The 22,020-nt window shown below is 65.4% G+C and carries 22 protein-coding genes; 12 read left to right on the top strand and 10 right to left on the bottom strand.

Annotated features, from left to right (window positions below):
- The first annotated feature begins 31 nt into the window (after positions 1 to 31).
- Together AC2A04_RS07015 and rpoH are read left to right on the top strand one after the other, a co-directional pair.
- Complete coding sequence (locus AC2A04_RS07015) at positions 32 to 1,024, top strand: RluA family pseudouridine synthase (RefSeq protein WP_484211573.1); 993 nt, start codon at positions 32 to 34, stop codon at positions 1,022 to 1,024.
- Between the two features lie 114 nt (positions 1,025 to 1,138).
- Positions 1,139 to 2,041, top strand: coding sequence for an RNA polymerase sigma factor RpoH (rpoH, locus tag AC2A04_RS07010; protein WP_484211572.1), 903 nt, complete (start codon positions 1,139 to 1,141; stop codon positions 2,039 to 2,041).
- 69 nt (positions 2,042 to 2,110) lie between these two features.
- Here the strand turns inward: rpoH and AC2A04_RS07005 are convergent, their stop codons facing one another.
- From AC2A04_RS07005 to AC2A04_RS06985, 5 genes are all read right to left on the bottom strand, one after another.
- On the bottom strand, positions 2,111 to 2,398 hold the full coding sequence (locus AC2A04_RS07005) for a hypothetical protein (RefSeq protein WP_484211571.1): 288 nt from the start codon (positions 2,396 to 2,398) through the stop codon (positions 2,111 to 2,113).
- A 118-nt stretch (positions 2,399 to 2,516) separates the two neighbouring features.
- Positions 2,517 to 5,654: a Dyp-type peroxidase gene (locus AC2A04_RS07000; RefSeq protein ID WP_484211570.1), complete on the bottom strand. Its 3,138-nt coding sequence runs from the start codon at positions 5,652 to 5,654 to the stop codon at positions 2,517 to 2,519.
- Between the two features lie 10 nt (positions 5,655 to 5,664).
- A complete protein-coding gene (locus tag AC2A04_RS06995; RefSeq protein WP_484211569.1) occupies positions 5,665 to 7,026 on the bottom strand; it encodes a cytochrome P450 in 1,362 nt (453 codons plus the stop codon).
- Positions 7,023 to 10,010 carry an ATP-binding protein gene (locus AC2A04_RS06990; RefSeq protein ID WP_484211568.1) on the bottom strand — a complete coding sequence of 996 codons (2,988 nt, stop codon included), beginning with the start codon at positions 10,008 to 10,010 and terminating at the stop codon, positions 7,023 to 7,025. The genes AC2A04_RS06995 and AC2A04_RS06990 overlap by 4 nt, the downstream gene beginning before the upstream one ends.
- Positions 10,011 to 10,149: 139 nt before the next feature.
- Positions 10,150 to 10,587 carry a hypothetical protein gene (locus tag AC2A04_RS06985; protein ID WP_484211567.1) on the bottom strand — a complete coding sequence of 146 codons (438 nt, stop codon included), beginning with the start codon at positions 10,585 to 10,587 and terminating at the stop codon, positions 10,150 to 10,152.
- A 151-nt stretch (positions 10,588 to 10,738) separates the two neighbouring features.
- Between AC2A04_RS06985 and AC2A04_RS06980 the strand changes: the two genes are divergently transcribed.
- Positions 10,739 to 11,407 carry a Crp/Fnr family transcriptional regulator gene (locus tag AC2A04_RS06980; protein WP_484211566.1) on the top strand — a complete coding sequence of 223 codons (669 nt, stop codon included), beginning with the start codon at positions 10,739 to 10,741 and terminating at the stop codon, positions 11,405 to 11,407.
- Positions 11,408 to 11,469: 62 nt separating this feature from the next.
- On the top strand, positions 11,470 to 12,192 hold the full coding sequence (gene mtgA, locus AC2A04_RS06975) for a monofunctional biosynthetic peptidoglycan transglycosylase (RefSeq protein ID WP_484211565.1): 723 nt from the start codon (positions 11,470 to 11,472) through the stop codon (positions 12,190 to 12,192).
- A gap of 36 nt (positions 12,193 to 12,228) precedes the next feature.
- Here mtgA and AC2A04_RS06970 read toward each other — a convergent pair whose 3' ends face one another.
- The 3 genes from AC2A04_RS06970 to AC2A04_RS06960 form a co-directional block, all read right to left on the bottom strand.
- Positions 12,229 to 13,038, bottom strand: coding sequence for a DUF1295 domain-containing protein (locus AC2A04_RS06970; protein WP_484211564.1), 810 nt, complete (start codon positions 13,036 to 13,038; stop codon positions 12,229 to 12,231).
- Positions 13,031 to 13,642 carry a lysophospholipid acyltransferase family protein gene (locus tag AC2A04_RS06965; RefSeq protein WP_484211563.1) on the bottom strand — a complete coding sequence of 204 codons (612 nt, stop codon included), beginning with the start codon at positions 13,640 to 13,642 and terminating at the stop codon, positions 13,031 to 13,033. The genes AC2A04_RS06970 and AC2A04_RS06965 overlap by 8 nt, the downstream gene beginning before the upstream one ends.
- A gap of 69 nt (positions 13,643 to 13,711) precedes the next feature.
- The gene (locus AC2A04_RS06960; RefSeq protein WP_484211562.1) at positions 13,712 to 14,389 is read right to left on the bottom strand and encodes a ferritin-like domain-containing protein; all 678 of its coding nucleotides are present in this window, start codon (positions 14,387 to 14,389) and stop codon (positions 13,712 to 13,714) included.
- A gap of 106 nt (positions 14,390 to 14,495) precedes the next feature.
- On the opposite strand from AC2A04_RS06960, the gene AC2A04_RS06955 reads away from it, so the two are divergent.
- Positions 14,496 to 14,924 carry a DUF983 domain-containing protein gene (locus AC2A04_RS06955; protein WP_484211561.1) on the top strand — a complete coding sequence of 143 codons (429 nt, stop codon included), beginning with the start codon at positions 14,496 to 14,498 and terminating at the stop codon, positions 14,922 to 14,924.
- 15 nt (positions 14,925 to 14,939) lie between these two features.
- On the opposite strand, the gene AC2A04_RS06950 is transcribed toward AC2A04_RS06955, so the two are convergent.
- Positions 14,940 to 15,587, bottom strand: coding sequence for an HAD-IA family hydrolase (locus tag AC2A04_RS06950; protein WP_484211560.1), 648 nt, complete (start codon positions 15,585 to 15,587; stop codon positions 14,940 to 14,942).
- Between the two features lie 142 nt (positions 15,588 to 15,729).
- Between AC2A04_RS06950 and AC2A04_RS06945 the strand changes: the two genes are divergently transcribed.
- The 4 genes from AC2A04_RS06945 to AC2A04_RS06930 all read left to right on the top strand — a co-directional run bounded on the left by AC2A04_RS06945 (position 15,730) and on the right by AC2A04_RS06930 (position 19,725).
- Entirely contained in the window at positions 15,730 to 16,509 is a 780-nt protein-coding gene (locus AC2A04_RS06945; RefSeq protein WP_484211559.1) for a universal stress protein, read from the top strand.
- 38 nt (positions 16,510 to 16,547) lie between these two features.
- The gene (locus AC2A04_RS06940; protein ID WP_484211558.1) at positions 16,548 to 16,997 is read left to right on the top strand and encodes a COG3650 family protein; all 450 of its coding nucleotides are present in this window, start codon (positions 16,548 to 16,550) and stop codon (positions 16,995 to 16,997) included.
- A gap of 175 nt (positions 16,998 to 17,172) precedes the next feature.
- A complete protein-coding gene (locus AC2A04_RS06935; RefSeq protein ID WP_484211557.1) occupies positions 17,173 to 17,385 on the top strand; it encodes a hypothetical protein in 213 nt (70 codons plus the stop codon).
- A 24-nt stretch (positions 17,386 to 17,409) separates the two neighbouring features.
- Positions 17,410 to 19,725: a CDC48 family AAA ATPase gene (locus tag AC2A04_RS06930; RefSeq protein ID WP_484211556.1), complete on the top strand. Its 2,316-nt coding sequence runs from the start codon at positions 17,410 to 17,412 to the stop codon at positions 19,723 to 19,725.
- Positions 19,726 to 19,760: 35 nt separating this feature from the next.
- Here AC2A04_RS06930 and AC2A04_RS06925 read toward each other — a convergent pair whose 3' ends face one another.
- The gene (locus AC2A04_RS06925; protein ID WP_484211555.1) at positions 19,761 to 21,062 is read right to left on the bottom strand and encodes a sensor histidine kinase; all 1,302 of its coding nucleotides are present in this window, start codon (positions 21,060 to 21,062) and stop codon (positions 19,761 to 19,763) included.
- Between the two features lie 172 nt (positions 21,063 to 21,234).
- Here AC2A04_RS06925 and rpmH point away from each other — a divergent pair, with 172 nt between their 5' ends.
- The 3 genes from rpmH to yidD are packed head-to-tail and all read left to right on the top strand — an operon-like array spanning position 21,235 to position 22,002.
- A complete protein-coding gene (gene rpmH / locus AC2A04_RS06920) occupies positions 21,235 to 21,369 on the top strand; it encodes a 50S ribosomal protein L34 (protein ID WP_484211554.1) in 135 nt (44 codons plus the stop codon).
- Positions 21,370 to 21,406: 37 nt separating this feature from the next.
- Entirely contained in the window at positions 21,407 to 21,796 is a 390-nt protein-coding gene (gene rnpA, locus AC2A04_RS06915) for a ribonuclease P protein component (RefSeq protein WP_484211553.1), read from the top strand.
- The gene (gene yidD / locus AC2A04_RS06910) at positions 21,793 to 22,002 is read left to right on the top strand and encodes a membrane protein insertion efficiency factor YidD (RefSeq protein WP_484211552.1); all 210 of its coding nucleotides are present in this window, start codon (positions 21,793 to 21,795) and stop codon (positions 22,000 to 22,002) included. The genes rnpA and yidD overlap by 4 nt, the downstream gene beginning before the upstream one ends.
- The last annotated feature ends 18 nt before the right edge of the window (positions 22,003 to 22,020 follow it).

Here is a 22,020-nt window from a genome sequence, read left to right as displayed (position 1 = left end):
GGTTGTCATCGGCCTTCCCATATCCTTCGCGATGGGGGCATCCGACAGCATCATTTCCGGTACGATCCCGCCCGGCGGGCTGCGGCTCGACAAGGCGCTGGCCGAGGCGAGCGGGCTGTCGCGCGAGCGGGTGAAGGCCTTGCTGGGCGAGGGCCGCATTGCGATCGGCGGCGTGCGCGCAGCCAATGCCTCGGCAAAGCCGCCCGAGGGCGTGGCCTTCACGATCAGCGTGCCCGAAGCGACGCCCGCCCATGCGGTGGCGCAGGACATACCGCTGAGCGTGACCTACGAGGACGACGCGCTGATCGTAATCGACAAGCCGGCGGGGCTGGTCGTTCACCCGGCGGCGGGCAATCTCGATGGCACGCTGGTCAATGCGCTGCTGCATCATTGCCGGGGTCAGCTTTCCGGCATTGGCGGGGTGGCACGGCCGGGGATCGTGCATCGGATCGACAAGGATACCTCGGGCCTGCTGGTCGTCGCCAAGACCGATGTGGCACACGAAGGGCTGGCGAAGCAGTTTGCCGACCATTCGATCGTGCGCGCCTACAAGTGCGTGACCGCCGGCGCGCCGATCCCGCCTGCAGGCACGGTGCGCGGGGCGATCGCGCGCTCGAACCACGACCGCAAGAAGATGGCGCTGGTCGAAGAGGGTCCCGACGGCCACACCCGGGGCAAGCATGCGGTGACGCATTACAAGACATTGGCGGCGCTCGATGGTGCGGCGCTGGTGGAATGTCGGCTGGAAACGGGGAGAACCCACCAGGTGCGCGTTCACCTTGCGTCAATCGGCCATGCGCTATTGGGCGATCCTGTCTATGGACGCGCACCCTCACGGCTCAGGCCGCTGCTTTCGAGACTCGGTTTTCACCGCCAGGCATTACACGCCGCGGAGCTGGGTTTCGTTCACCCTGTCAGTGGCCATGCGCTGCACTTCACCAGCCCGACGCCCGTCGATATGCGGGAACTTATCGTCGAACTCTGCGCTGAAGGGCAGGATGCAAGAGTACTGGCGATGGTGTAGAGACAAAAGCATTGGAGTCGTTCGCAAGGGGGCTCCGCAAATGTGTGGTCCCACCGCCGGTCGCCCATCAGGGGGCCGACTACAGGGAACCGACGCGAGAAAGGACAAGTTCAGGTGAGTGAGGAAAGAACCGCGCTGACCGTCCCCTCTTTGGGTGGCGAAGCCAGCCTCAACCGTTATCTCTCGGAGATCCGCAAGTTTCCGGTGCTGAAGCCCGAGCAGGAATACATGCTCGCCAAGCGCTATTCGGAACATGGCGATCCCGAGGCCGCCGCACAACTGGTGACGAGCCATCTGCGTCTCGTGGCGAAGATCGCCATGGGGTATCGCGGCTATGGCCTGCCGGTGAGCGAGCTCATTTCCGAAGGCAACATCGGCCTCATGCAGGGCGTCAAGAAGTTCGAGCCCGATCGCGGGTTCCGTCTGGCGACTTACGCGATGTGGTGGATCAAGGCCTCGATGCAGGAGTTCATCCTGCGTAGCTGGTCGCTCGTCAAGATGGGCACCACGGCGGCGCAGAAGAAGCTGTTCTTCAACCTGCGCCGCATGAAGAAGAACCTCGAGGCGTTCGAGGACACCGACCTGCATCCCGACGATGTCCGGAAGATCGCAACCGACTTGGGCGTGCCCGAGCAGGAAGTGATCAACATGAACCGCCGGATGATGATGGGCGGCGATGCTTCGCTCAACGTCTCCATGCGCGAGGACGGCGAAGGCAGCTGGCAGGACTGGCTGACCGACGATCGTCCCTTGCAGGACGAAACCGTGGCCGATGCCGAGGAAGCGCATTACCGCCACGAAATGCTGGTCGAAGCGATGGAAAGCCTGAACGAGCGGGAGCGTCACATTCTGACCGACCGCCGTCTGGTCGACGATCCCAAGACGCTCGAGGAGCTCTCGCAGGTCTATAACGTCAGCCGTGAACGCGTGCGCCAGATCGAGGTCCGCGCGTTTGAAAAACTGCAGAAGGCGATCCAGCGGATTGCGACGGAAAAGCGCCTGATCCCGGCGATGTAATGCCGGTTCAAGGTGAGAAATAAAAGACGGCCGGGCGCAAGTCCGGCCGTCTTTTGTGTGTGGCTCAGTTCAGGGAAGCGGCTGCTCGACGTGTTCGAGCCAGTATATGCCTGCCCCGGCGATTGAAACCATGCCAAACCAAAGCAGTGTCTGGGTAGCAAGCGTAACTGGCGCTGCCCCGTCAAGCGCTGGAAAGAGCACGAGTAAAACGCCAAGCACGATGCTTCCCAGCGTCAGCCAGAGCCATGACTGAAGCGGACGATGGGTGTGCCGTTCGATGAACCATGCGGCTGCTGTTCCGGCGGCGATGCTGGAGGCCGAAGCCACAACATCGAGGAATGTCCATCCGTCGCGCATAAGGGAAGGCAACGCGATTCCTGCGATAGCTAAAGCGACGCGTCGCCGTGCGGCCCAAGGTGTTTCGTTTTCCAATCGCGCCACGTGATTTCCTGTCCTTATCCCTTTGCCCGGAATATCAACACGTCTCTGGCAGCGCCAGTTTCGCATCGCTTCCGGCAAAGGCGCTGCCGGCGAGGAACCACAGCGCGTGGCGGCCGGGGAGGAAGAAGTACCCGCCGCCGAGGAGGGTGATGTAGCGGTTCACGGGGCACAGTTCGAGCGAGGCGTTGCGGCCGGGGATGGTGAAGCGTTGCTTCTCGAGCGCGGTGTCACCTTTGTGCATGGCGAAGGGATCGGGCTCGCGCTCCAGTCCGTGGAACACCGGTGATCCCACCCAGGTCTGCTGGACGAATTCGAACTGCCGCTCGAGATCGGCGTTGAAGCACATGAACAGCGTGCCTTCGGCGGTTTTGCCGTCCTTGCCAAGGTAAGGACGTCCGCGACGGAGCAGGCGATGGCGATTGCTGACCGAGAGTTCGACCGGATCGGTCTGCGCCATCGAATCGCGCGGGAAGCTGCGCCGCACATGCGCGCCGAACGGACAGCGCAGGCCTTGCGGGTCGGCGTCCTTGTAGAGGAAATCGTTGCGCGCGATCGCGGCGGCGCCGCTCTTGAAGGCCGGTCGGAAAGGATGATCGACCAGCGAGGAGCCATCGCGCCAGCGGCCGAGCATCTTGGCGGCCAGCCATTCGCGCGTGCGGTGGAGGCTGCCGTTGTGTGGATTGATTACGTCTGGCTGGTGGCACACGGCCTGGGCATGGAGGTCCAGCGCTTCGCGGAAGCCGTCCACGTCCTGCGCGAGTTGCCGGATCACCAGATAGCTGCCGTTGCGCCCGAAATCGCGCGCCATGGCGGCGCGGCGCGAAAAGTCGGGATAGAGTGAGGGCTGGTCGGTCGGCGGGGCGGGGAGGATCACCTCGGGCTTCATGCCGAGGTCGTCCATCCTGCGCGCAACCAGCGGCGAGGGCGGGTAGAAGCCGCGATTGTCGGCGTACCCGAGGATGAACTCGCCCGGCTCGACGCCATGAATCGGATCGGCGGCGCCGTGACGTCCCGGGAAACCGCGCACGAGCGGCTGCGATACGCCATCGACGAAGCCGAACGGCTCGGCGGTCAGCTCGTCATCGGCAGAGGCCCGGGCAGGCGTTACCGCCTTGCCTTCGGCGGGTGCGGAAAGGGCGGCGTCGCCGTGTTCCCATGCGTGCCTGAAGGCATCGAGGTCGAAGCTGTCGAGCCCGGTGCGGATCGCGACGGGATCGCTGAGACCTGCCGCCAGAGCGGTGGCGACCACTTGCTCGAAACGCTCGGCAACCGCATCGTTCTTCGCATAGAGCAGCAGCACGACATGGGCGTCCGCGTCGCTCCAGCCGAGATTTGCCGGATCGCCGAGCAGGCGCTTGCGACTTTCGTGCGCCATGCCGAGCGCGAAGGCGGGGGCAAAGCCCTGTTCGGTGCCTTCGCCTTCAAGATCGAGCTCGTCTGTGAGCCCGAGCAGGCGCAGCCCCTCGGCGGAAAAGGCGATGTTGCAGACGAAGTCTTCGGCAGGCTTGTCGCCAAAGGCGATGGTATCCTGCCGGAACAGGTCCGCCAGCCAGCGCTGCACATGAGCGTAAGGGTGGCCCGCGCCCGCGCCTGAGCCTGGTTGGCCGAAGCGCAGGGCCAGCAACATCGAGCGCGGATGACGGCGCAGGCCGCCGAACATGACCGTCTGGATTTCCTCGTACTGCAGGCCGTAATCGGGCCGCGGGATCGATCCGAACAGGTCGAGCCATGCTTCGGCGTCCGAAGGCGAGGCCTCGACACGGTCCTTGCACAGGAGCCCGCTGACGATCAGCGCGTGCTTGCGCATCGTGGTGCAGGTAAGGTCGGGATGGGCGGAAAACCAGAATGCGGTCGGCCGCATCGAGCAGCGCGCATAGCGCTTCATGCGGTCCCCGTCGGTCGCTCCGTCGAAGAACAGCAGGCGCGATTTCGGGAAGCCCTCGGCATTGCTCCACACCGCCGTGACGCCTTCGGAGGCCTTGGTGATGAAGTCCTCGAGGTAGCTTTCCCAACTGCCGTCGTAATTGCTGCAGAACACCAGCTGGCGCGTGCCCGGCAGCACCAGCCAGCGCGCCGCATGGATCGTGCCGATCGTTGCAAGAAACCCGCTGCGCATGATCCCGATCCGCGCCATCAGCGCGATGGCGCTGAACGCGAGCGAGAGCGACAGGCGCCGCACCCATCCGCCCCGCAGCCGCGTCACGCTGATCATGTGGTTCTGTACCGAGCTGGCCGGGTTCTCCCGCGCCATCATCGCGCCGAGCGCTGCCGCCGAAGGCGTGCGATCGACTGGCGTGTTGGCCCGTTCGTCACGCCGCAGCAGCGCGGCGAACAGGCCCAGCATCAAGGCCGAGGCGATCAGGCCGGGGACGATGGCTGCCGCTGCTGCGCCGAGCAAGGAAAGGCCGCTGCCCCACAGCACGCCAAGCGCGATCAGCCAGGGGACGGCGATTGCCAGCGCCAGCAGTTGCCAGGCCTGCTTCAGCCCGCGCGCGATCCAGCCGAGGCTCCAGTGTGAACGCTCGAACTCGAGCCACGGCGCGTCAGCCGTCTCGGAAAAGGCGAGCCTTGGCGGTTCCTTGTCTCCGATCTGCGAGAGGGTGCCCTCGAGCGCCTTGGCCACCGCGCAGAACAGCGTCTGCGGGCCATGCAGGCTTGAGATGGCCCGCTGCCGTCCGATCACTTCGCGAGCGCAAGCAACGATTCGCCGATTGCGCTCGATCGCCTTGACTGACAGCCCCGGCAACCCGTTGAAGGGCAGGCCGCCGAGCGCGCGGTTGAAGCGGAACGGCCCACCGGTCAGCCGGTGGCTATGCTTTCTGAGCAGCGGCAGGACTTCGCGGATGTCGGAAATCCCGCTGGTCATCGTCAGGATCGGCAGGAGGTCCATGCCGATCGCGGCAGCCAGAGCCTCGACGCCCTGTTCGGCGTTTCCGTCCACGGTCGCTTCGATCAAGAGATGCGCCTTGCCGCCCGGTTCGCCGGGGCCGATGGCGTGCATGCTGGCAAAGTGAATGCACCCTGTGTTGCGCAAGGCATCTGCCACGCCATCGTTTGCCGGATTGCCCAGTGCCTCGAGCGCCCTGGTCACGTCAGCAAGCGCGATCGAGCACCATTCGCTGTCGTCGGAAAAGGGAATCGCGATCGTGACGAAATCCTGGATCACGCTCACGCAGGTCACCTCATGTTGCAGGAACGAAACGCAGGTCGTCGGGCAGTCCGCCGATCGTCGCCAGAGTTGCGCCGGGGACGGGTACGATCCTGCCGGCGGTCGCGACGATCGCTTCGCGCAGGATGGTCCAGGCGATGACCCGGCCATAGCAGGCATGCGGTCCCTGAAGCGGCCCGGAGGTAATATAAGGCCGCGCCGGATCGGGTGCAAAACGGCCGGGTTCGGCGAAGACCGCGGGATCGCGCGAGGCACATTCGACAAGCACCAGAACGCGGTCTCCGGCCTTCAGGTCTGTGCCGCGCCAATGGCAATCGTGGCGCACGGTACGGACAAGGCGGCTCCCGCCGGCAAGGCGCAGCATCTCGTTGATCGTTGCGTCATGGTCTGCTGGCGTTCGCGCCGTGTCGGACAGCTGTGCCACCAGCCGGTCCCAATCGATTCCGGCACCGGCACCGGCCGGCGAAAGGGCGAGGCCGGCGATGTCGGCGAGGGCCTTGCCCACGATCATGACCAGCGCTCCGGTCAGTTCGAACAGGACGCTGCGCGCTTGCGTGGCATAGCCGTCGGCCCCGGCAAAACCGGTCTCGACCGAACGCAGGGCGGCGAGCAGGCTGGTGTCCTCGGCGATGTCGGGATTGTTCCATGCCTCGTCGAAGGCATCGAGTGCGGTGCGCACCGTTGGCTTGCAGAGTGCCTGCAGCAGCGCAGGGCTGGTGGTGACGGTGCCAAAGACGTGACCGAACAGCGGCAACTGTAGCATCAGCGCGGTCGTTGCCGCGCCAAGTTCGCCCTTGAGCCGGACCCATGGCCCCGGCCTCAGGAGATTGCGGAGCATCACGGCGATCCGCACGAACCAGCCGGGCTTGCGCGGAGCAGGAACGCCGACAATCCGCCGCGACATGCGATAGGCCAGCAGGAAGGCGTATTCGCGCACGAAATTGATCGTCTCACCGGTGCGGCGGCGGGTTTGCAGAATCTCGAGGATGCCATCGGCTTCCTCGCGCGCCAGTGCGGCGATCCATGCGCGATAACTGGGGGCGAGATTGGGGGGATCGGATGAAGCCGGTGCCTGTCGCACAGCGTCAATGTGGGCCTGCGCGGCCATGAGCTGCGCCAAGCGCAGTTTTCGGTTCGCGTCGTTCTCGCCGACCAGATAGCGCACCGGCCCGGCCACCTGCTGCAGCAGCTCGTCATAATGGCGCAGCGAAAAGGTTGCCTCGTCGCTCAGCACTTCGGTCACGGCGTCGTGTCGCGCGGCAAGGAACACGCGCATCCCGCTGCCCTCTTCCAATGGCGTGTATCGCGACAAAGCCGGAGCCATCGGATCGAGCAGTCGCAGCCCCTCGGCCGTGATCTCGGCCGCGCTCGTCATGCCTGGGCGCCGAGGGAGGCCAGTCGGCCCGTCAGCGTGGTAATGCCAAGCCCGGCGATGCCTTGCGCCAGCGCGGCGATCTCGTGCGGCGGCATGGGCTCGCCTCGCGCTGCAGCGACCTGCGCGCGCAGGACCTGCGCGTGGAACGCGTGCATTGTTTCCCCGCAATTGCGGCAATGCTCGAGCGCCTCTGCCGCGCAGGCCGCGGCATGGTCGAAATCGCCCCGCGCCAGTGCCAGTCTCGCCCGGGCCTCGTGGAGATAATAGACGGCTGCCGTGCGTACGTGCCGGTAATGTCCGCGCCGCACCGTTTCCTCGACGATCTCTCCCGCTTCCTTGAGCAGCCCCTGTTCGATCAGGCACAGGGCCAGCCAGCTGGCGCAGGCAGGTTCGAAGCCGAGGAAATGGTTGCGCAGGCAGTCGGCATAGGCCCGGCGCAAGATGCCGAGCGCCTGGGCTGTCCGGCCACCGCGATAGTGCAGATAGCCGTGCGCCAGATCCGCCAGCAGCCGCGAATACCTGTGATTGTAGCGCCGCGACAGGTTGAGTGCCTCGGCGATCCACGAGCGGGCCTTGGCGGTCTGGCCGAGATCGACCAGATACCAGGCACCGAAGGCGCGCGCGAGAACGTGGGGGATCACGATCACCGCGCCAAAGGTCGCGCCGCGCAGCCCGTCATCCAGACGGGTGCCCAGACGTTCGATCCGTGCAATGGCCTCGTCCGGACGCGCGCGCGAGAAGGCGATATAGGCACCGACGACGTCGGCAAAGGTGCGCCGGGGCAGGCTTTCGTAGCTGTCGAGATCGGCCTCGGCCTGATCGAGCCACTGTTCGCCGCGCACCGGATCGCCATTGATCCAGTCGAGCAGCGCCATGTTGATCCGGGCGACCGTGCGCGTTGCCGGACCCATGTCGATCGAGCCCTCTGCAACAGCGAGGATTTCCGGCCGGGTTTCCTGTTCGAGCGAAAGCTGCTGAAGCGTGTCAATCGCCAGCAAGGCGAAGCGCGCGCGCTCGAATGCGGCAGCGCCGGCATCGAGCTGTCCGGCGACGTCCCGTGCCCGCCGGTAGAATAGCAGGACCGAATCGAGCGCGGCGATTCCCAGCGCTTCGACACATGCGTCCCAGAGATGACGGATCGCACGTTGGGGTTGGCCGGCCTTTTCCGCATGCGTCGCCAGCTCGGCATGGCTGGCCTGTTCGGTATCGCCCCCGCCGTCGGCAAGCAGATCGAGCGCGCGCAGGTGCATGGCGGTGCGGCGGCGTCGCGCCATCGTGCGATAGGCGGCTTCCTGCACCAGCTGGTGGGTAAAGCGCACGTGGTCGCCGTAGGTCGCCTCGATCACCCGGCCGTCCATCAGACGCGCAATGGCGGTTGCGGGGTTGCGGCACACGAGTGCAGCACCTTTGCGCAGGCGTGCGGCAGGAAAGGCGGGCCCAAGCGCTGCGCAGAACTGGCACAGGCGAGTGGCATCCTCGTCGAGCGAAGCAAGGCGCTCGGCAAGGAGATTGTCGAGCCGGGCCGGGAGACGCGCAAGGCCCGCGTCCGATTGCGCGGTGACCGCAAATTCCTGGAGCGCGAGCGGCAGCCCGTCGGCCCGTTCGAGAATGTGTTCGATCACGTCCTGTTCGAGCGGCGCGAAACGGTTGATCAGCGAGACGAGGCTGCGCGCGGCCTGCGGTTCGAGCGGAGGCAGCTCGACCGGCTGGCCGCAAAGCGTGGCCATTCTCGCGCGCGCTTCCGGCCGGCCCGCAACGATCATGCCCACCGTGGCACCGCGCCGGATGCCGGCAAGCACCGACAGCGTTTCCTTGTCGAGGTACTGCACGTCGTCGACGAGCAGCAGGAGCTTCATGTGGGTGGCTGCCAGACGCACGATGGCAAGGATCGTCTGGGTCGCGATGCGGTTGCGATCGCCTGGCGGCAGTTGCGGCAACCAGTCGCCGAGATTGTCGACGAAGCCGGCAAGGCACCCGGACTGCTCGGCTGAAAGGTTGGCTGCGACAGCCGGGTCGGCGCAGAACGGACGCAGCAGATCGACCAGATGGCGCACTGCCGGGCCAAGGCCGCCGAACGGCACGGCCGCGACCAGGGCATTGCCCCTTATGGCCACGAAGGTCACGCCAAGCCCTGCGGCAAGGCGGCTGGCTTCGAGCAGGAGCCGACTCTTGCCCATCCCAGCCTCGCCTGCCAGCGCGAGCGAGGCCGCGCCGCCGCGTGCAACCTGCGTGACAAGCGCGCGCGCCTGCTCGAGCTGCTGGTCGCGCCCGATCACGGGATAGGTCGCATTGCCCTTGACCGGCACGCGGTCGCTGCTGGCAAAGTCGATGGCAAGGAGTTCGAAGGCGGCTTCGCCCGCGCCGTCTGTGCCTGCCTGCACCATGCCAGCCGGGCGCAGCTCGCACGGTTCGGCAATCAAGGATGCGGTGGAGGCCGAGATCGCCACGCTGCCCGGAGGGGCGAGTTTTTCGATCTGTCCTGCCAGATGGGCGGCGTGGCCCACGACATCGACGATCGAGCCGAAATCGTTGTCCTGGCGGCGCAGCAGGATCGGGCCTGCGTGAAGGCCGACTCTAGCCTGCGGAGCGGGCAGGACGCCGAGCTCGCCGCTCTTCAGCCGCTCGACAATGCGGCGGCCGGCAAGCGCAGCGCGGAGCGCGTGGTCTTCGGCAGCCGGATGGACGCCGAAGACGGCCATCACTCCATCGCCCTGGACACGGACGACGAGGCCGTCGAATTCGTGGATGGCCTGCTGGATGACCCCGATCGAGTTGTCGAGCAGGTCGCGCGCGTCTTCGGGATCGAGCGCGCTGATGAGCGAGGTCGAGCCGACGATGTCGGCGAACAGGATCGTGGCGAAGCGGACGGATTCAAGCTCGGCCGAAAGAGCGCTGCTGGGCTCGGCGTGACTTTCCGGAAAATTGGCTGCCGTCCGACCCGATTCGGATCCGCGACCGGCGCTATCGTAGCCCAATCCCTGCACCGCGCAGCTTTTCGCCCCCATGCCATGCGAGGCGAAACCCCTGCCGCCCTGCCTGACACCGGTTCAATCCCAATTTGCAACGATGTTCGCAACGATAATCGTTCGCGTTCCGACATTTCGTTGCATTGGATGCAATCCATCAGGCGAGACCGATCAGGTCATGATCGCGCGCCATGACCGAATGGTCCGGAATCCGGCCGACCCGGGCGCGGGTGAAGCCGTCGCGCCGCATGGGCAGCGGCGTGCCGTCGAGATGCTGACCAGGCAGGGGTTTGCCCCTTCGCGATACGCGGATCGACCAGCCCCAGCGCCGCTTGGCCGATGCCGTGGAGAGAAACGCGTCGCAGCTGAAGGCAAGGCAGGGCGCGCGCAGTTCACCCTCCGAGGCGCGGAGTCGTTCGACGTCCTTTTCCGAGAGGCGGAAGCGGGCGACGTCGTCGCTGTCCTCGCGTGGTACTGCAACGGTGCCGGTCGGCGTGACGATGAGGAGAGAGGGCCTGAGCACCGCTTCGCCAACGCGCCTGAATTCTATATCAAGCGGACCGGGTCCGGAATTCCAGATCAGGTAACGGGACATGGGCCTCGGCAATCGTTGCAGTGGCGCGATGCATAGCCCGCATGCCGTGCCGCCGCCGTTGTCCAGCACACCCGATGATTGTGATCCTCGACACAGTACCATTCCGGACTGTAAGGCATTGCACCGGGGAACTTCTTGGGCTGGGGCGCAAATGCCGGAATCGAACCTGACCGTGCCAGATGACGTACGGCAGATACTCAGCCAGAACGGGCGCGCGGTCCGCGTGCGCAAGGGGCAGGTCCTGCTCGCGGTGGGCCTGCCCGCCAACGACGTCTATCTTGTCGTCGAGGGCTGCGTCAGCGTCTCGCTGGTTTCCGCGCAGGGGCGCGAGACCGTGTTGCGCGCGATCGGACCTGGCGAAATCTTCGGCGAACTTGCCGCCATCGACGGACAGCCGCGATCGGCCGACGTCGTCGCGACAGCGCCGAGCACGCTCGTCGTCATTCCCGGGCCCAGCTTTGTCACGCTGATCGAGCGAGAACCCGTGCTCAGCCTGTGGCTGGCGCGCTATCTCGCGCATCAGGTCCGCTATCTCACCAACCGCATCTATGAGCTGTCGACGATGGGCGTGGGCACCCGCCTGCAGGCCGAACTGCTGCGCCTTGCCGGCACCCCCGGTGCAGGTGGCGGTGCAACCATCTCGCGCATTCCGACGCAGGCCGAGCTTGCCGCGCGGATCGGCACCAATCGCGAAACCGTGACGCGCGAGTTCTCGCTGCTGGTGAAGGAAGGGCTCGTGGTCAAGGAAGGGCGCAGCATCGCGATCCCATCGCTGAAGCGGCTGGCCGAACGGATCAACCGTCATTCGCACATGGCATGAAGCCGCCGGTGCGACGGACCCGATTGCATTCGGTGCGGGTTCGCGGATAGGTTGACTGGCGCATGCTCGAAGAACTCAAGAACCCGCGTCGGCCCCAGGCCGCACCCGCAGGGCCGCTGCGCCGCTTCGGCTGGCTGATCGCGAAACTCGTCGCGGCCTTCCTGTTCATCTCGGTGGCGCAGGTGGTGATCTACAAGTTCGTGCCCGTGCCGATCACGCTGACGATGCTGATGGACGAAAATTCGGTGACCAAGGACTGGACGCCGCTCGACCGCATCGATCGCGACATGGTCGATGCGGTGATCTCGGGCGAGGACGGCAAGTTCTGCCTTCACAACGGGTTTGACAGTGCCGCAATCATGCAGGCGTTCAAGCGCAATCAGAAGGGCGGGCGCATCCGGGGCGGCTCCACGATCAGCCAGCAGACCGCCAAGAATGTGTTCCTGTGGCAGAACGGCGGCTACGTCCGCAAAGGTCTGGAAGCCTGGTACACCGTCCTGATCGAAACGGTCTGGGGCAAGCGCCGGATCATGGAAGTCTATCTCAACGTCGCCGAGACCGGCATTGGCACCTACGGCGTCGAGGCCGGGGCCCAGCGCTATTACGGCAAGAGCGCCCGCAAGCTGAGCGCGACAGAGGCCGCGCGCATTGCTGCCGTGCTGCCGCTGCCCAAGGAGCGCGAAGTCAACGGCGCCGGCGGTTTCACCCGCCGCCACGGCAATTCGATCGCCCGCCGCGTGGCCGTGGTGAAGAACGAGGCCCTTGATTCCTGCGTCTATCGCTGAAGGTTGTTGCGGTGACCGTCGAGGGGCGTCGTGACACTAGCCCTTTTTCGGCCACCATGGGACAAAGCCCGATGTGCGCCGCACATATTCGGCATACCCCGGCCGCCGCTCTTCCATGCCCTTTTCCAGCAGCGGCTTGCCCGACCACTTGGTCAAGGTGAAGGTCAGGAACGCCGGTCCGATCACGCTCGCCAGCGCGACCCATAGCCCTGCGTCAGCAGCGGCAAGCCAGATGCCCCACCAGACGCAGGCGTCGCCAAAGTAGTTGGGGTGGCGGGTGTAGCGCCACAGGCCGGTCTGGAGAACGCGGCCCTTGTTGGCGGGATCGGCGCGAAAGGCATTCAATTGCGCGTCGCCCACCGCCTCGAACACGATGCCAAGCAGCCACAGCGCCGCGCCCGCCATTGCCAGCGCGCCCACTGGTGCGGGTCGGCCGCTGGCCAGCACGCCCAGTTGCGCGGGCAGGCAGGTCACGAACAACAGCAGCGCCTGCGGGGCAAAGACGTACTTGAGCGCTGCTGAACCGAACCGCCCTTCTGACCGCGCCTTGCCCAGCATCCTGGCGTAGCGGGCGTCTTCCCCGTGCGCGCGCCAGCGTGTGTAGAGGTGCCATGCCAGCCGTGCTGCCCAGATCATGGCCATCGCCGCAATCAGGTTGGCCCGCGTGCCGGGGCCTCCGCCTGTGTGCAACCACGAGACGAATGCGAGCAGGCCCATGCCGCCGCCCCACACCGCATCGATGAAGCTGACGTCGCCGATCCGAATCGCCACGCGCCACAGCGCGAGCATTCCGACCACGAGCACGGCGGCGTTGATCAGCAACGCCAGAAGCAAATTGTCAGGCATCGGCGTTCTCCGGCAGGCGCGTCAGGCCACGCTCGGGATGCTTTGGCGTGACCGTGCGATAGACCTCGAAGATCTTTGCCATGTCGGCTTCGTAGTCGCCAGATGGCCAGATGGCCGGGCCAAGGCCGCCGGTCTTGGTGCCGTAGTCCATCATGCCCACCACCAGCGGCACGCCCGCTTTCAGCGCGATGTGATAGAACCCGCTGCGCCACTGGCCCACCTTGCCGCGCGTTCCCTCGGGCGCGATGGTCAGCATGAAGCGGTCGCGCCGTGCAAATTCGGCCACCATCGTGTCCACCACGTTCTGGCGCGACGAGCGCACCACCGGCACGCCGCCCATGTCGCGCATGAAGCGGCCCATTGGCCAGCGGAACAGGCTGTCCTTTGCCATGAAATGCGGCCTCAGACCGAGGTCCTCGGTCAGCCCGATGAAATAGAGGAAATCCCAGTTCGAGGTGTGCGGCGCCGCGATGATGACGCAGCGTCCGTCGGCAGGCGGTGCCCCATGGGCTTTCCAGCCGCGCATCCGGTAAAGCGTGACCAGCGCCTTGCGCACGATGCGCGATAGCAGGCTTGGCCTGCGGTCGTCGATTGCCCCTGCCATACCATTCTCCCCCGGCGGGAGATTAGCGCGAGGTGCCAGGGCTGTCTAACGCCCAAGATTCCTTCGTCATTACGAGCGGTGGTGGGTAGCGAAGGCCTCCCCTGCATCAGGCCACGCCGCCATGCGTGGCGTTGATCGCAGCAGGAACAGGCTCGGCAGCTTGATCAGCATCAGCGATTTGTGAATCCAGTAGTCCGCCCAGCGCTCGCGCCACATGGCCTTGGCACGGCCCTGCCTTTCCAGCCATTTGTCATAGGGCATCCAGTGGTCGGGCTCGTCCTTTTCGACCACCTCGAAGATGCGCTTCATCGCCTTGTCCGACCGGACGTGGCTGTTAGTCAGCAGGATCTCGACCTGGCGCATGCCGCGCTGTTCGGTCAGCATGATCACGCGGCACAGCTTTTCGAACGCCTCGGGGCTGGCGATAACACCTTGTGTGTCGAGGTCGTCGATCGAGCAGCCGAATACCTTCTCGATGAAGCGGTCGATGTGGCCGCAGGTCCTGTCGACGCTGAGCGGCATCCGGCCCTGAAGCTCGAACCAGCGCTTGAACATCACGTAGTGCTTGCGCTCGTCACCGCGATGCTTCTCGATCGCAGCGATGAAGGCAGGATCATCCGGGCAACGCACGCGCACAGCATCGATCACGCGATCCAGCGAAGTGTAACCGCGATGCTCGTTGTAGATGTAGATCGACGCGAGCACGTCGAGAAATCGGGCGCGGAAGCGCTGGAAAAGTTTTGACACACTGTGTCATCGCACAAAGGAGCGTTTCGTTCCAACTGCCCCTTCACACTTGCCAAGCACGGGACGGTCCATATGGACGGTTGCTAACCTACAGGAATTGCAAGGCATGGCCATTTTCACCAAAAATCCGAAATTCGACTGGATATTCCGGTGCGGCTGGAAGGGGCTGTGCCCGCGTTGCGGCAAGGCCTCGATGTTTCAGGGCTGGCTGAAGCTGCAGAAGACCTGCCCCGAGTGCACGCTGAACTACGATTTCGCCAATGCCGACGACGGTCCGGCATTCTTCGCGCTGTGCATCACCGCGTTTCCGCTGACGTTCTTCGCCGTCTGGCTCGAGGTCGCCTATGCGCCGCCGTGGTGGGTGCACGTGATCACCTCGGTGCCGATCCTCGGGATTGGCTGCCTTGCCACCCTGCGTCCGTTCAAGGGCTGGCTGGTCGCCTCGCAATACGTCAACAACGCGGTTGAGGCCGGGACCGAAGGTCTTTGGGCCAAGCTCAACGCGCGCAGCAGGGACAGTGAAGGCACTGATTGAGCGTCCTTGCGTAACTCAGTCGAACGGCAGGTCCAGCACTGCCCCGAGGTCTTCCAGCGCCTGTTCCCCGCTCGTCACCTTGATCGCCCGCATGCCCAGCGCCGCGGCGGGCTTGCAGTTGATGCCAAGGTCATCGAGATAGACGCACGCTCCGGGTGACAGGCCCAGGTGCTCGCACATCATCAGGTAGATGCGCGGATCGGGCTTCCGCACGCCTGCCTTGCTGCTCTCGATCACGTGCTCGAAGCGCGCGAAGATCCGTTCGAGTTCGTCGTGCGCGTCGGCGCTGCGGGCCATGCCGGCACCGTGCCCGGAGGGGACATTGTTGGTGATGCAGCCGAGCCGGTAGCCTTCGGCCTTGAGCCGATCGAGGGCAGCCACCATTGGTGGGCGGACGGCTCCTGCCAGCACCGCAAGAACGGACGCACCGTCGAGTTCATGACCGAGTGCGCGCGCTTCGGCGGCAAATCGGCGGTCGAATTCGGCTGCATCGATCTCTGCGCGCTCGAACAGCGCCCAGGCGTTGGAGTTGCCGTCGCGCGCGTTGACCTGGCGCACAAAATCCCGCGGCAGCCCGCGCTCAGCCTCAAGCCGGTTGAAAGCCTCGAACGGCGAGGACGTGATGACCCCGCCGAAATCGAAAATCACCGCCGAATAGCGCATTGGTCCTCCTCGAAAGCGGCCTCCGCCTTAACCGATCGCTGAAGCCCGGCAAGCCCTCAAGATTGCGCGCTATTTGACGCAGGTCATGGCGGGGCGCACGGTGAGGGTGGATGGTTGTGCATCACATGACAGGAGGATCCCCATGCGCTCCATTCTTTGCCCGGTCGATACGTCCGAAACCCTCGACGATCGCGTCGAGACCGCACTTGCACTGGCGCGGGCGACCGACGGTCACGTCACGTTCCAGATCGCCACGCCCTTTGCGCAGATGGCGGTGTGGGAGCCGTTCGGCGGCGCGGCGATCTCAGCGACCGCGATCAGCGAGGCGCGCGAGCTCGACGAGCAGTTTGCGCGCCAGCTCGGCGCACGCCTTGCTCCGCAGGACGTCGCCTTCGACGTGAGGATCGAGGATCAGGGCCGGGTCGAGGCCGCCGCTGCGGCGGCGCGCTTTGCCGATGTGCTGGTGGCTACGCTCGAGGATCCCGCGCTCGAGGAAGTGGTGCTGTCGTTGCGCAGCCCGGTGCTCGCCGTACCGCGCGGGTCAGCGATGTTGGCTTTCGATGGCCCCGTGCTGGTCGCTTGGGACGGTGGGCATGAATCCGCCAACGCCATGCGCGCTGCGCTCCCGTTGCTCGCACGCTCAAGCGGGGTCCACCTGATCACGGTACGCGAGAAGGATGGCACCTTCCCCGCTTCCGATGCGGCCTGCTATCTCTCGCGGCACGGAATTCATGCCGAAGTGCATGAAAAGGAACGCAATGCCTCGATCGCCTTCACGATCGAAGAATGCGCGCGCGAGGTGGGGGCGGGCCTGATCGTGATGGGCCTGTTCGGCCACAGCCGCCTGCGCGAACTGCTTATGGGCGGGGTATCGCGTGAAATGCTCGACCGGTCGCAGATCCCGTTGTTGCTGGCGCATTGAGGCTTGGCGAATGCGGGGTTGCGGGAGAAAGGGGCCGGATGAAGCATCACGTCATTCTGCCCCTGCTCGCCCTGATCGCCGCGTGTTCGCCCGCGCAGAAGTCCGAGCCTTCCGCCGCAGCAAGCGAATCAATGCCGCCGCCGCTCGCTTCCGGTGCGCCCGTGCCGTCGCCCGCGCGGGAAGTCCCGCCCAGCGCTGAACCTGTGCCGACCGCATTCAAGGCCATCGGCACCGAGCCGTTCTGGTCGGCCGAGATCAATGGGACCAAGCTTTCCTATTCCACCCCGGAAGCCCCTGCAGCCCAGGCCGTTGCCGTCTGGCGCCGGGACGAAAGCGATGGCGTCGTCTATTCGGGCGTGATCGACGGCAAGCCGATCGAGCTCGAAGTGCATCGCGAGACCTGTTCAGACGGCATGAGCGATACGGTCTATCCTCTTTCGGTTGTGCGCAGGATCGGGCCGGACAGCCAGCGGGGTTGTGGGCGATAATATCCATTACGCTCTTTTCGCAGTCGCAGCAGTCCGAGTCGCATTGCGTCGAAGCAATGCATTGCAAACGGGACGGCTAAGTATCGTTTCGTCTGAAACAACTATAAAATGGCAGGTATTCAGGGGATTGCCGGGTAAATTGCAAAAACCGCAACCAGGATTGCCCATTTCGCACTTGCACAAAATTGGTGTGCCGAGCATACAGATCCTGCCTTTCAGGCATCCTCTCCCAAAACTTTCCGGCCCGGCAGGCAACTGCCGGGCCTTTTTTTTGCCGTTCTTCCGGGAGCTTGGCCGGCCCATCAAGCGCCTGCACAACCATCGGCGCAACCATCCGTCCGCTGCCGAGTTTGAAATCCTGTCGCGCGCATCCCACATCGGTTGCTGACGACTGATCAAGGGGATTTCACTCATGGCAGATGCGGCAACCGATACCCGGCCGGAAGGCCGTACCTTACGCCTGCAGGTGGCCGGCGCCCGGCAGGAAGAAAGCGGCCACGGCATCGCCCGGATCAGCCGCCACCTGATGGCGCAACTCGGTTTGACCGAAGGCGACGTCATCGAAATCGTCGGCAAGCGCTCGACCGCCGCGCGCGTGATCCAGCCTTATCCCGAGGACGAGGGTCTGGAACTGATCCGGCTCGACGGGCTCCAGCGCGCCAATGCCGATGTCGGCTCGGGCGAACACGTCGAGGTACGCAAGATCGAATCGCGTGCGGCTCAGCGCGTCGTGTTCGCGCCTGCGCAGAAGGAATTGCGGCTGCAGGGACCTGCAGTTGCCCTCAAGCGCAATTTCGCCGGCCGTCCGCTGGTGATGGGCGATATCGTCGCCACCGCCGGGCAACAGCAGGTCAGCCGCGACGACATGCCGCCGCAACTGCGCCAGATGCTCAACGCGCCTGCCTTCGCGCTTACGCAGATCCGGCTCACCGTGGTCTCGACCGTGCCCAAGGGTGTGGTGCACATCGACGAGAACACCGACGTCGAACTGCGCCCCGAATATGAGGAGCCGCGCTCGTCGCGTGCCGACGTCAACTATGACGACGTTGGTGGCATGGGCGATACCATCCGCCAACTGCGCGAGATGGTCGAACTGCCCTTGCGCTATCCCGAACTGTTCACGCGCCTTGGCGTCGACCCGCCCAAGGGCGTGCTGCTGCACGGGCCTCCGGGCACCGGCAAGACGCGCCTTGCCCGCGCCGTCGCCAACGAGAGCGACGCCTCGTTCTTTACCATCAACGGCCCGGAAATCATGGGCTCGGCCTATGGCGAGAGCGAGAAGCGGCTGCGCGAGGTGTTCGAGGAGGCGACAAAGGCTGCACCCTCGATCATCTTCATCGACGAGATCGATTCGATCGCGCCCAAGCGCAGCGAAGTGCACGGCGAGGCGGAAAAGCGTCTGGTCGCCCAGCTGCTCACGCTGATGGACGGGCTCCAGGCCCGCTCCAACCTCGTGGTCATTGCCGCGACCAACCGCCCCGATGCGATTGACGAGGCGCTGCGCCGTCCCGGTCGCTTCGATCGCGAGATCGTCGTCGGTGTGCCAGATGAATCGGGGCGCCGCGAGATCCTCGGCATCCATACGCGCGGCATGCCGCTGGCCGAGGACGTCGACCTGCAGGAACTGTCGCGAACCACGCATGGCTTCGTCGGGGCAGACCTTGCGGCCTTGACGCGCGAGGCGGCGATCGAGGCCGTGCGCCGGATCATGCCGAAGCTCGATTTCGAGCAGCAGACGATCCCGCAGGACGTGCTCGACAACCTGCGCGTGGACCGCGAGGACTTCCTTCAGGCACTGAAGCGAGTCCAGCCTTCGGCCATGCGCGAGGTTATGGTGCAAGCGCCCACCGTCAGCTGGTCGGATGTCGGCGGGCTAGACGATGCGCAGGAGAAACTGCGCGAAGGCGTCGAACTGCCGCTGAAGAACCCCGAGGCTTTCCACCGTCTCGGCATCCGTCCGGCCAAGGGCTTCCTGCTCTATGGGCCGCCGGGCACGGGCAAGACGCTGCTGGCCAAGGCCGTGGCCAAGGAAGCCGAGGCCAACTTCATCTCGATCAAGTCGTCGGACCTGCTCTCCAAGTGGTATGGCGAGAGCGAGCAGCAGATTTCGCGTCTGTTCGCCCGCGCCCGCCAGGTTGCGCCGTGCGTCGTGTTCATCGACGAGATCGACAGCCTCGTCCCCGCGCGCGGCAGCGGGCAGGGCGAACCGCAAGTGACGGCGCGGGTGGTCAACACCATCCTTGCCGAGATGGACGGGCTGGAGGAACTGCAGTCGGTCATCGTCATCGGCGCGACCAATCGGCCCAACCTCGTCGATCCGGCGCTGCTGCGGCCCGGTCGGTTCGACGAACTGGTCTATGTCGGCACGCCGAGCACCGAAGGCCGGGCGCACATCCTGCGCATCCACACCAAGGCGATGCCCCTGGCCGATGACGTCGATCTCGATCGCGTCGCGGCCGAGACCGATCGCTTCACGGGCGCCGATCTGGAAGATGTCGTGCGCCGCGCCGGCCTCAACGCCATCCGCCGTGCGGGGGGCGAGGTCCAGCACGTAACGAACGCCGATTTCATCGAGGCGCTGGCCGATTCGCGCGCAACGGTTACCGTCCAGATGGAAGAGGAATACGGGCGGATGAAGGGCGAATTGAAGAAGCGCGCGATGGAACCCGGGCCTCTGGGCTTCATTGTGCCCGGCATGGTCCAGCCACGCCGCGAATCCAAGCACTGACCCCAAGGATATGACCCTGATCCGGGCGAGGGCGCTCAGCCGTCCTCGCCCATCAGCGGGAAGTGCATTTCCACCACGATTCCGCTCTCGCCGAAGCGGCGCTCGATCGTGCCGTCCAGCTGCCGCTCGGATGACCGTATCAGGGCCGAGCCAAAGCCCTCGCGGCCGGGTTCAGGGGCGACGGTTGCGCCTCCCAGTTCTTCCCACAAGACTCGCGCCTGACCGTCTGCATGGCTCCACGAGACCCGCAGCAGCCCGCCAGCCTGCGACCACGCGCCGTATTTGACCGCGTTGGTCACCAGTTCGTGCAGCACCAGACCCAGCGGCACGGCATGGCGACCGGGCAGGACCATCTCGCCACCCTCGAGTTCGCAGCGCTCGCTGCTCGACCTGTAGGGAGCGATGACCTTTCCGACCAGGTCGGCGAAATCGACTGTCTGATCCTGACCTGTGCCCTGCGTCACTTCGTGCGCGGTAACGAGGGCATGGATGCGCTTGGCGATCCGGTCAACCGCAGGGGCAGCCGCCGTATCGCCGCGGGCCGACATCTTCACGATCGCGAGAATGACAGCGAACAGGTTCTTGACCCGATGGTTCAGCTCCTTGGCGAGCAGGTCGGCGCGGTCGCGCGCTTCGGCAATCGCTGCTGCGCCCTCGGCCAGCGCCTCGGCCTCGGCCTTGCGGATTGCCTGCCACAGGCCGAGAGCGAGCGCGCAGACGATCACCACGAACAGCGCGGCGAGCGACGGAAGGATGCGCGATTCGGCAATGGCCGCCCGATCAACCGAACCGTCGAGCTTCACCCGCTCGATCTTTTCCAGCTGTGCGACCGCGCGGCGCAGGCCCTGCATCGCCAGCTGGCCTTCGTCCGACAGCACGCGTGCATGGGCATCGGGAATCCGCCGCTGCGCCACCAGTTCGACCACGCCCGACATCTCGGCCCACTTGGCATCGCCCAGCCGCGCGATCTCGGCCAGCAGGCGGGCCTGCTCCTCGGGCAGGCCCGTCCCCATCTGCTCGCGCAGGCGCTGCATTTCCTGCGCATAGCGTGTCTCGCCCTCGCGGTAGGGTGCCAGATAGCGGGTATCGCTGGTGATGAAGTAGCCGCGTTGCCCGGTTTCGCCGCTCATCGTCGCGCGCACGATCTCGTCGAGCGAGGCGATGATCCCGCTGGTGCGCGCCGCCTGTTCGCGCTGCGTGCGTTCGGCCTCGACCGTGGCAAGGATCAGCGCGAAAGTGCCAAGCAGGGCGAGCGCCACCACCGCGAAAAGTGCCAGCGTCGGGATGCGCGGGGCACGCTGCCACCAGCGCAGCCGGGATTCGGGTGCCCTATTCATGGCGCGTGCCTACCGCTTCTGCGATGGCGGGGCAACGTATTGAAAGGTCTTCCACTTCCCCGGCAGGGTTGACGCAACCTGAGGGTTCGCCTATCGGCCACCACCTGATTCCGGCACGTCGCGTCTGCGGCGATCATTGCCTGTCACTGGTTTTAGCGAGAAGAGCAAACAGATGAAGCGCACTTTCCAGCCCAGCAACCTCGTGCGTGCCCGCCGTCACGGCTTCCGCGCCCGCACCGCCACCGTTGGCGGTCGCAAGGTTCTTGCCGCCCGTCGTTCGCGCGGCCGCAAGAAGCTGTCGGCCTGATCCCAGGCAGTATATCTTTCGGATAGTGGTCGCGGGGATGACCCGAATCGCCACCATCCGGAAACGGGCGGACTTCGTTGCCGCCAATCGCGGAATCCGGGTCGCAAGGCCCGGATTCGTGCTGTTGGTGAACCGTGATTGTGCTCCGGCCGACGAGGCCGACATGCGCTTCGGCGTCACCGTCACCAAGAAGATCGGCAACGCGGTTGTCCGCAACCGGATGAAGCGCCGCTTCCGCGCCCTTTTGCGCGAGGCTCTGCCGACCGCCGGCATTGCCGGTGCCGACCATGTGATGATCGGCCGCGAAGGCGGAGTGGAGCGCGATTTCGGCGCCTTGCGCGAGGAACTCGCCGTCGCGCTGTCGCGTGCAGCCGAAGGCAAGGGCGATCCGCCGCGCAGGCGCACCGGCGGCAAGCCCCGCAAGTGAAGCGCCTGCTCATCCTGATCGCGCGCGGCTGGCAACTGGGCCCTTCCCGGGTCCTTCCGCCGACTTGTCGCTACAGCCCGTCATGCTCGCAATATGCGATCGAGGCGTTCGAGAAGCATGGCGCGATTAAGGGTGGCTGGCTGGCGGCGAAGCGGCTATTGCGCTGCCACCCATGGGGTGGGCACGGTTACGATCCCGTACCCTGAAGCCCGATCCCCAAGATT

This window comes from Novosphingobium sp. HNCC26DJ243, from assembly GCF_057180545.1.
Note: the sequence above shows the minus strand (reverse complement) of the source record. Positions and strands in the feature narration are given on the sequence as shown.

Excerpts from the sequence above, each read along its gene's own strand:
- AC2A04_RS07015 (WP_484211573.1), top strand. The coding sequence starts at position 32 with ATGGGGGCATCCGACAGCATCATTTCCGGTACGATCCCGCCCGGCGGG.
- AC2A04_RS07005 (WP_484211571.1), bottom strand. The coding sequence starts at position 2,398 with ATGCGCGACGGATGGACATTCCTCGATGTTGTGGCTTCGGCCTCCAGC.
- AC2A04_RS06995 (WP_484211569.1), bottom strand. The coding sequence starts at position 7,026 with ATGACGAGCGCGGCCGAGATCACGGCCGAGGGGCTGCGACTGCTCGAT.
- AC2A04_RS06985 (WP_484211567.1), bottom strand. The coding sequence starts at position 10,587 with ATGTCCCGTTACCTGATCTGGAATTCCGGACCCGGTCCGCTTGATATA.
- AC2A04_RS06980 (WP_484211566.1), top strand. The coding sequence starts at position 10,739 with ATGCCGGAATCGAACCTGACCGTGCCAGATGACGTACGGCAGATACTC.
- mtgA (WP_484211565.1), top strand. The coding sequence starts at position 11,470 with ATGCTCGAAGAACTCAAGAACCCGCGTCGGCCCCAGGCCGCACCCGCA.
- AC2A04_RS06970 (WP_484211564.1), bottom strand. The coding sequence starts at position 13,038 with ATGCCTGACAATTTGCTTCTGGCGTTGCTGATCAACGCCGCCGTGCTC.
- AC2A04_RS06965 (WP_484211563.1), bottom strand. The coding sequence starts at position 13,642 with ATGGCAGGGGCAATCGACGACCGCAGGCCAAGCCTGCTATCGCGCATC.
- AC2A04_RS06955 (WP_484211561.1), top strand. The coding sequence starts at position 14,496 with ATGGCCATTTTCACCAAAAATCCGAAATTCGACTGGATATTCCGGTGC.
- AC2A04_RS06950 (WP_484211560.1), bottom strand. The coding sequence starts at position 15,587 with ATGCGCTATTCGGCGGTGATTTTCGATTTCGGCGGGGTCATCACGTCC.
- AC2A04_RS06945 (WP_484211559.1), top strand. The coding sequence starts at position 15,730 with ATGCGCTCCATTCTTTGCCCGGTCGATACGTCCGAAACCCTCGACGAT.
- AC2A04_RS06940 (WP_484211558.1), top strand. The coding sequence starts at position 16,548 with ATGAAGCATCACGTCATTCTGCCCCTGCTCGCCCTGATCGCCGCGTGT.
- AC2A04_RS06930 (WP_484211556.1), top strand. The coding sequence starts at position 17,410 with ATGGCAGATGCGGCAACCGATACCCGGCCGGAAGGCCGTACCTTACGC.
- AC2A04_RS06925 (WP_484211555.1), bottom strand. The coding sequence starts at position 21,062 with ATGAATAGGGCACCCGAATCCCGGCTGCGCTGGTGGCAGCGTGCCCCG.
- rpmH (WP_484211554.1), top strand. The coding sequence starts at position 21,235 with ATGAAGCGCACTTTCCAGCCCAGCAACCTCGTGCGTGCCCGCCGTCAC.
- rnpA (WP_484211553.1), top strand. The coding sequence starts at position 21,407 with ATGACCCGAATCGCCACCATCCGGAAACGGGCGGACTTCGTTGCCGCC.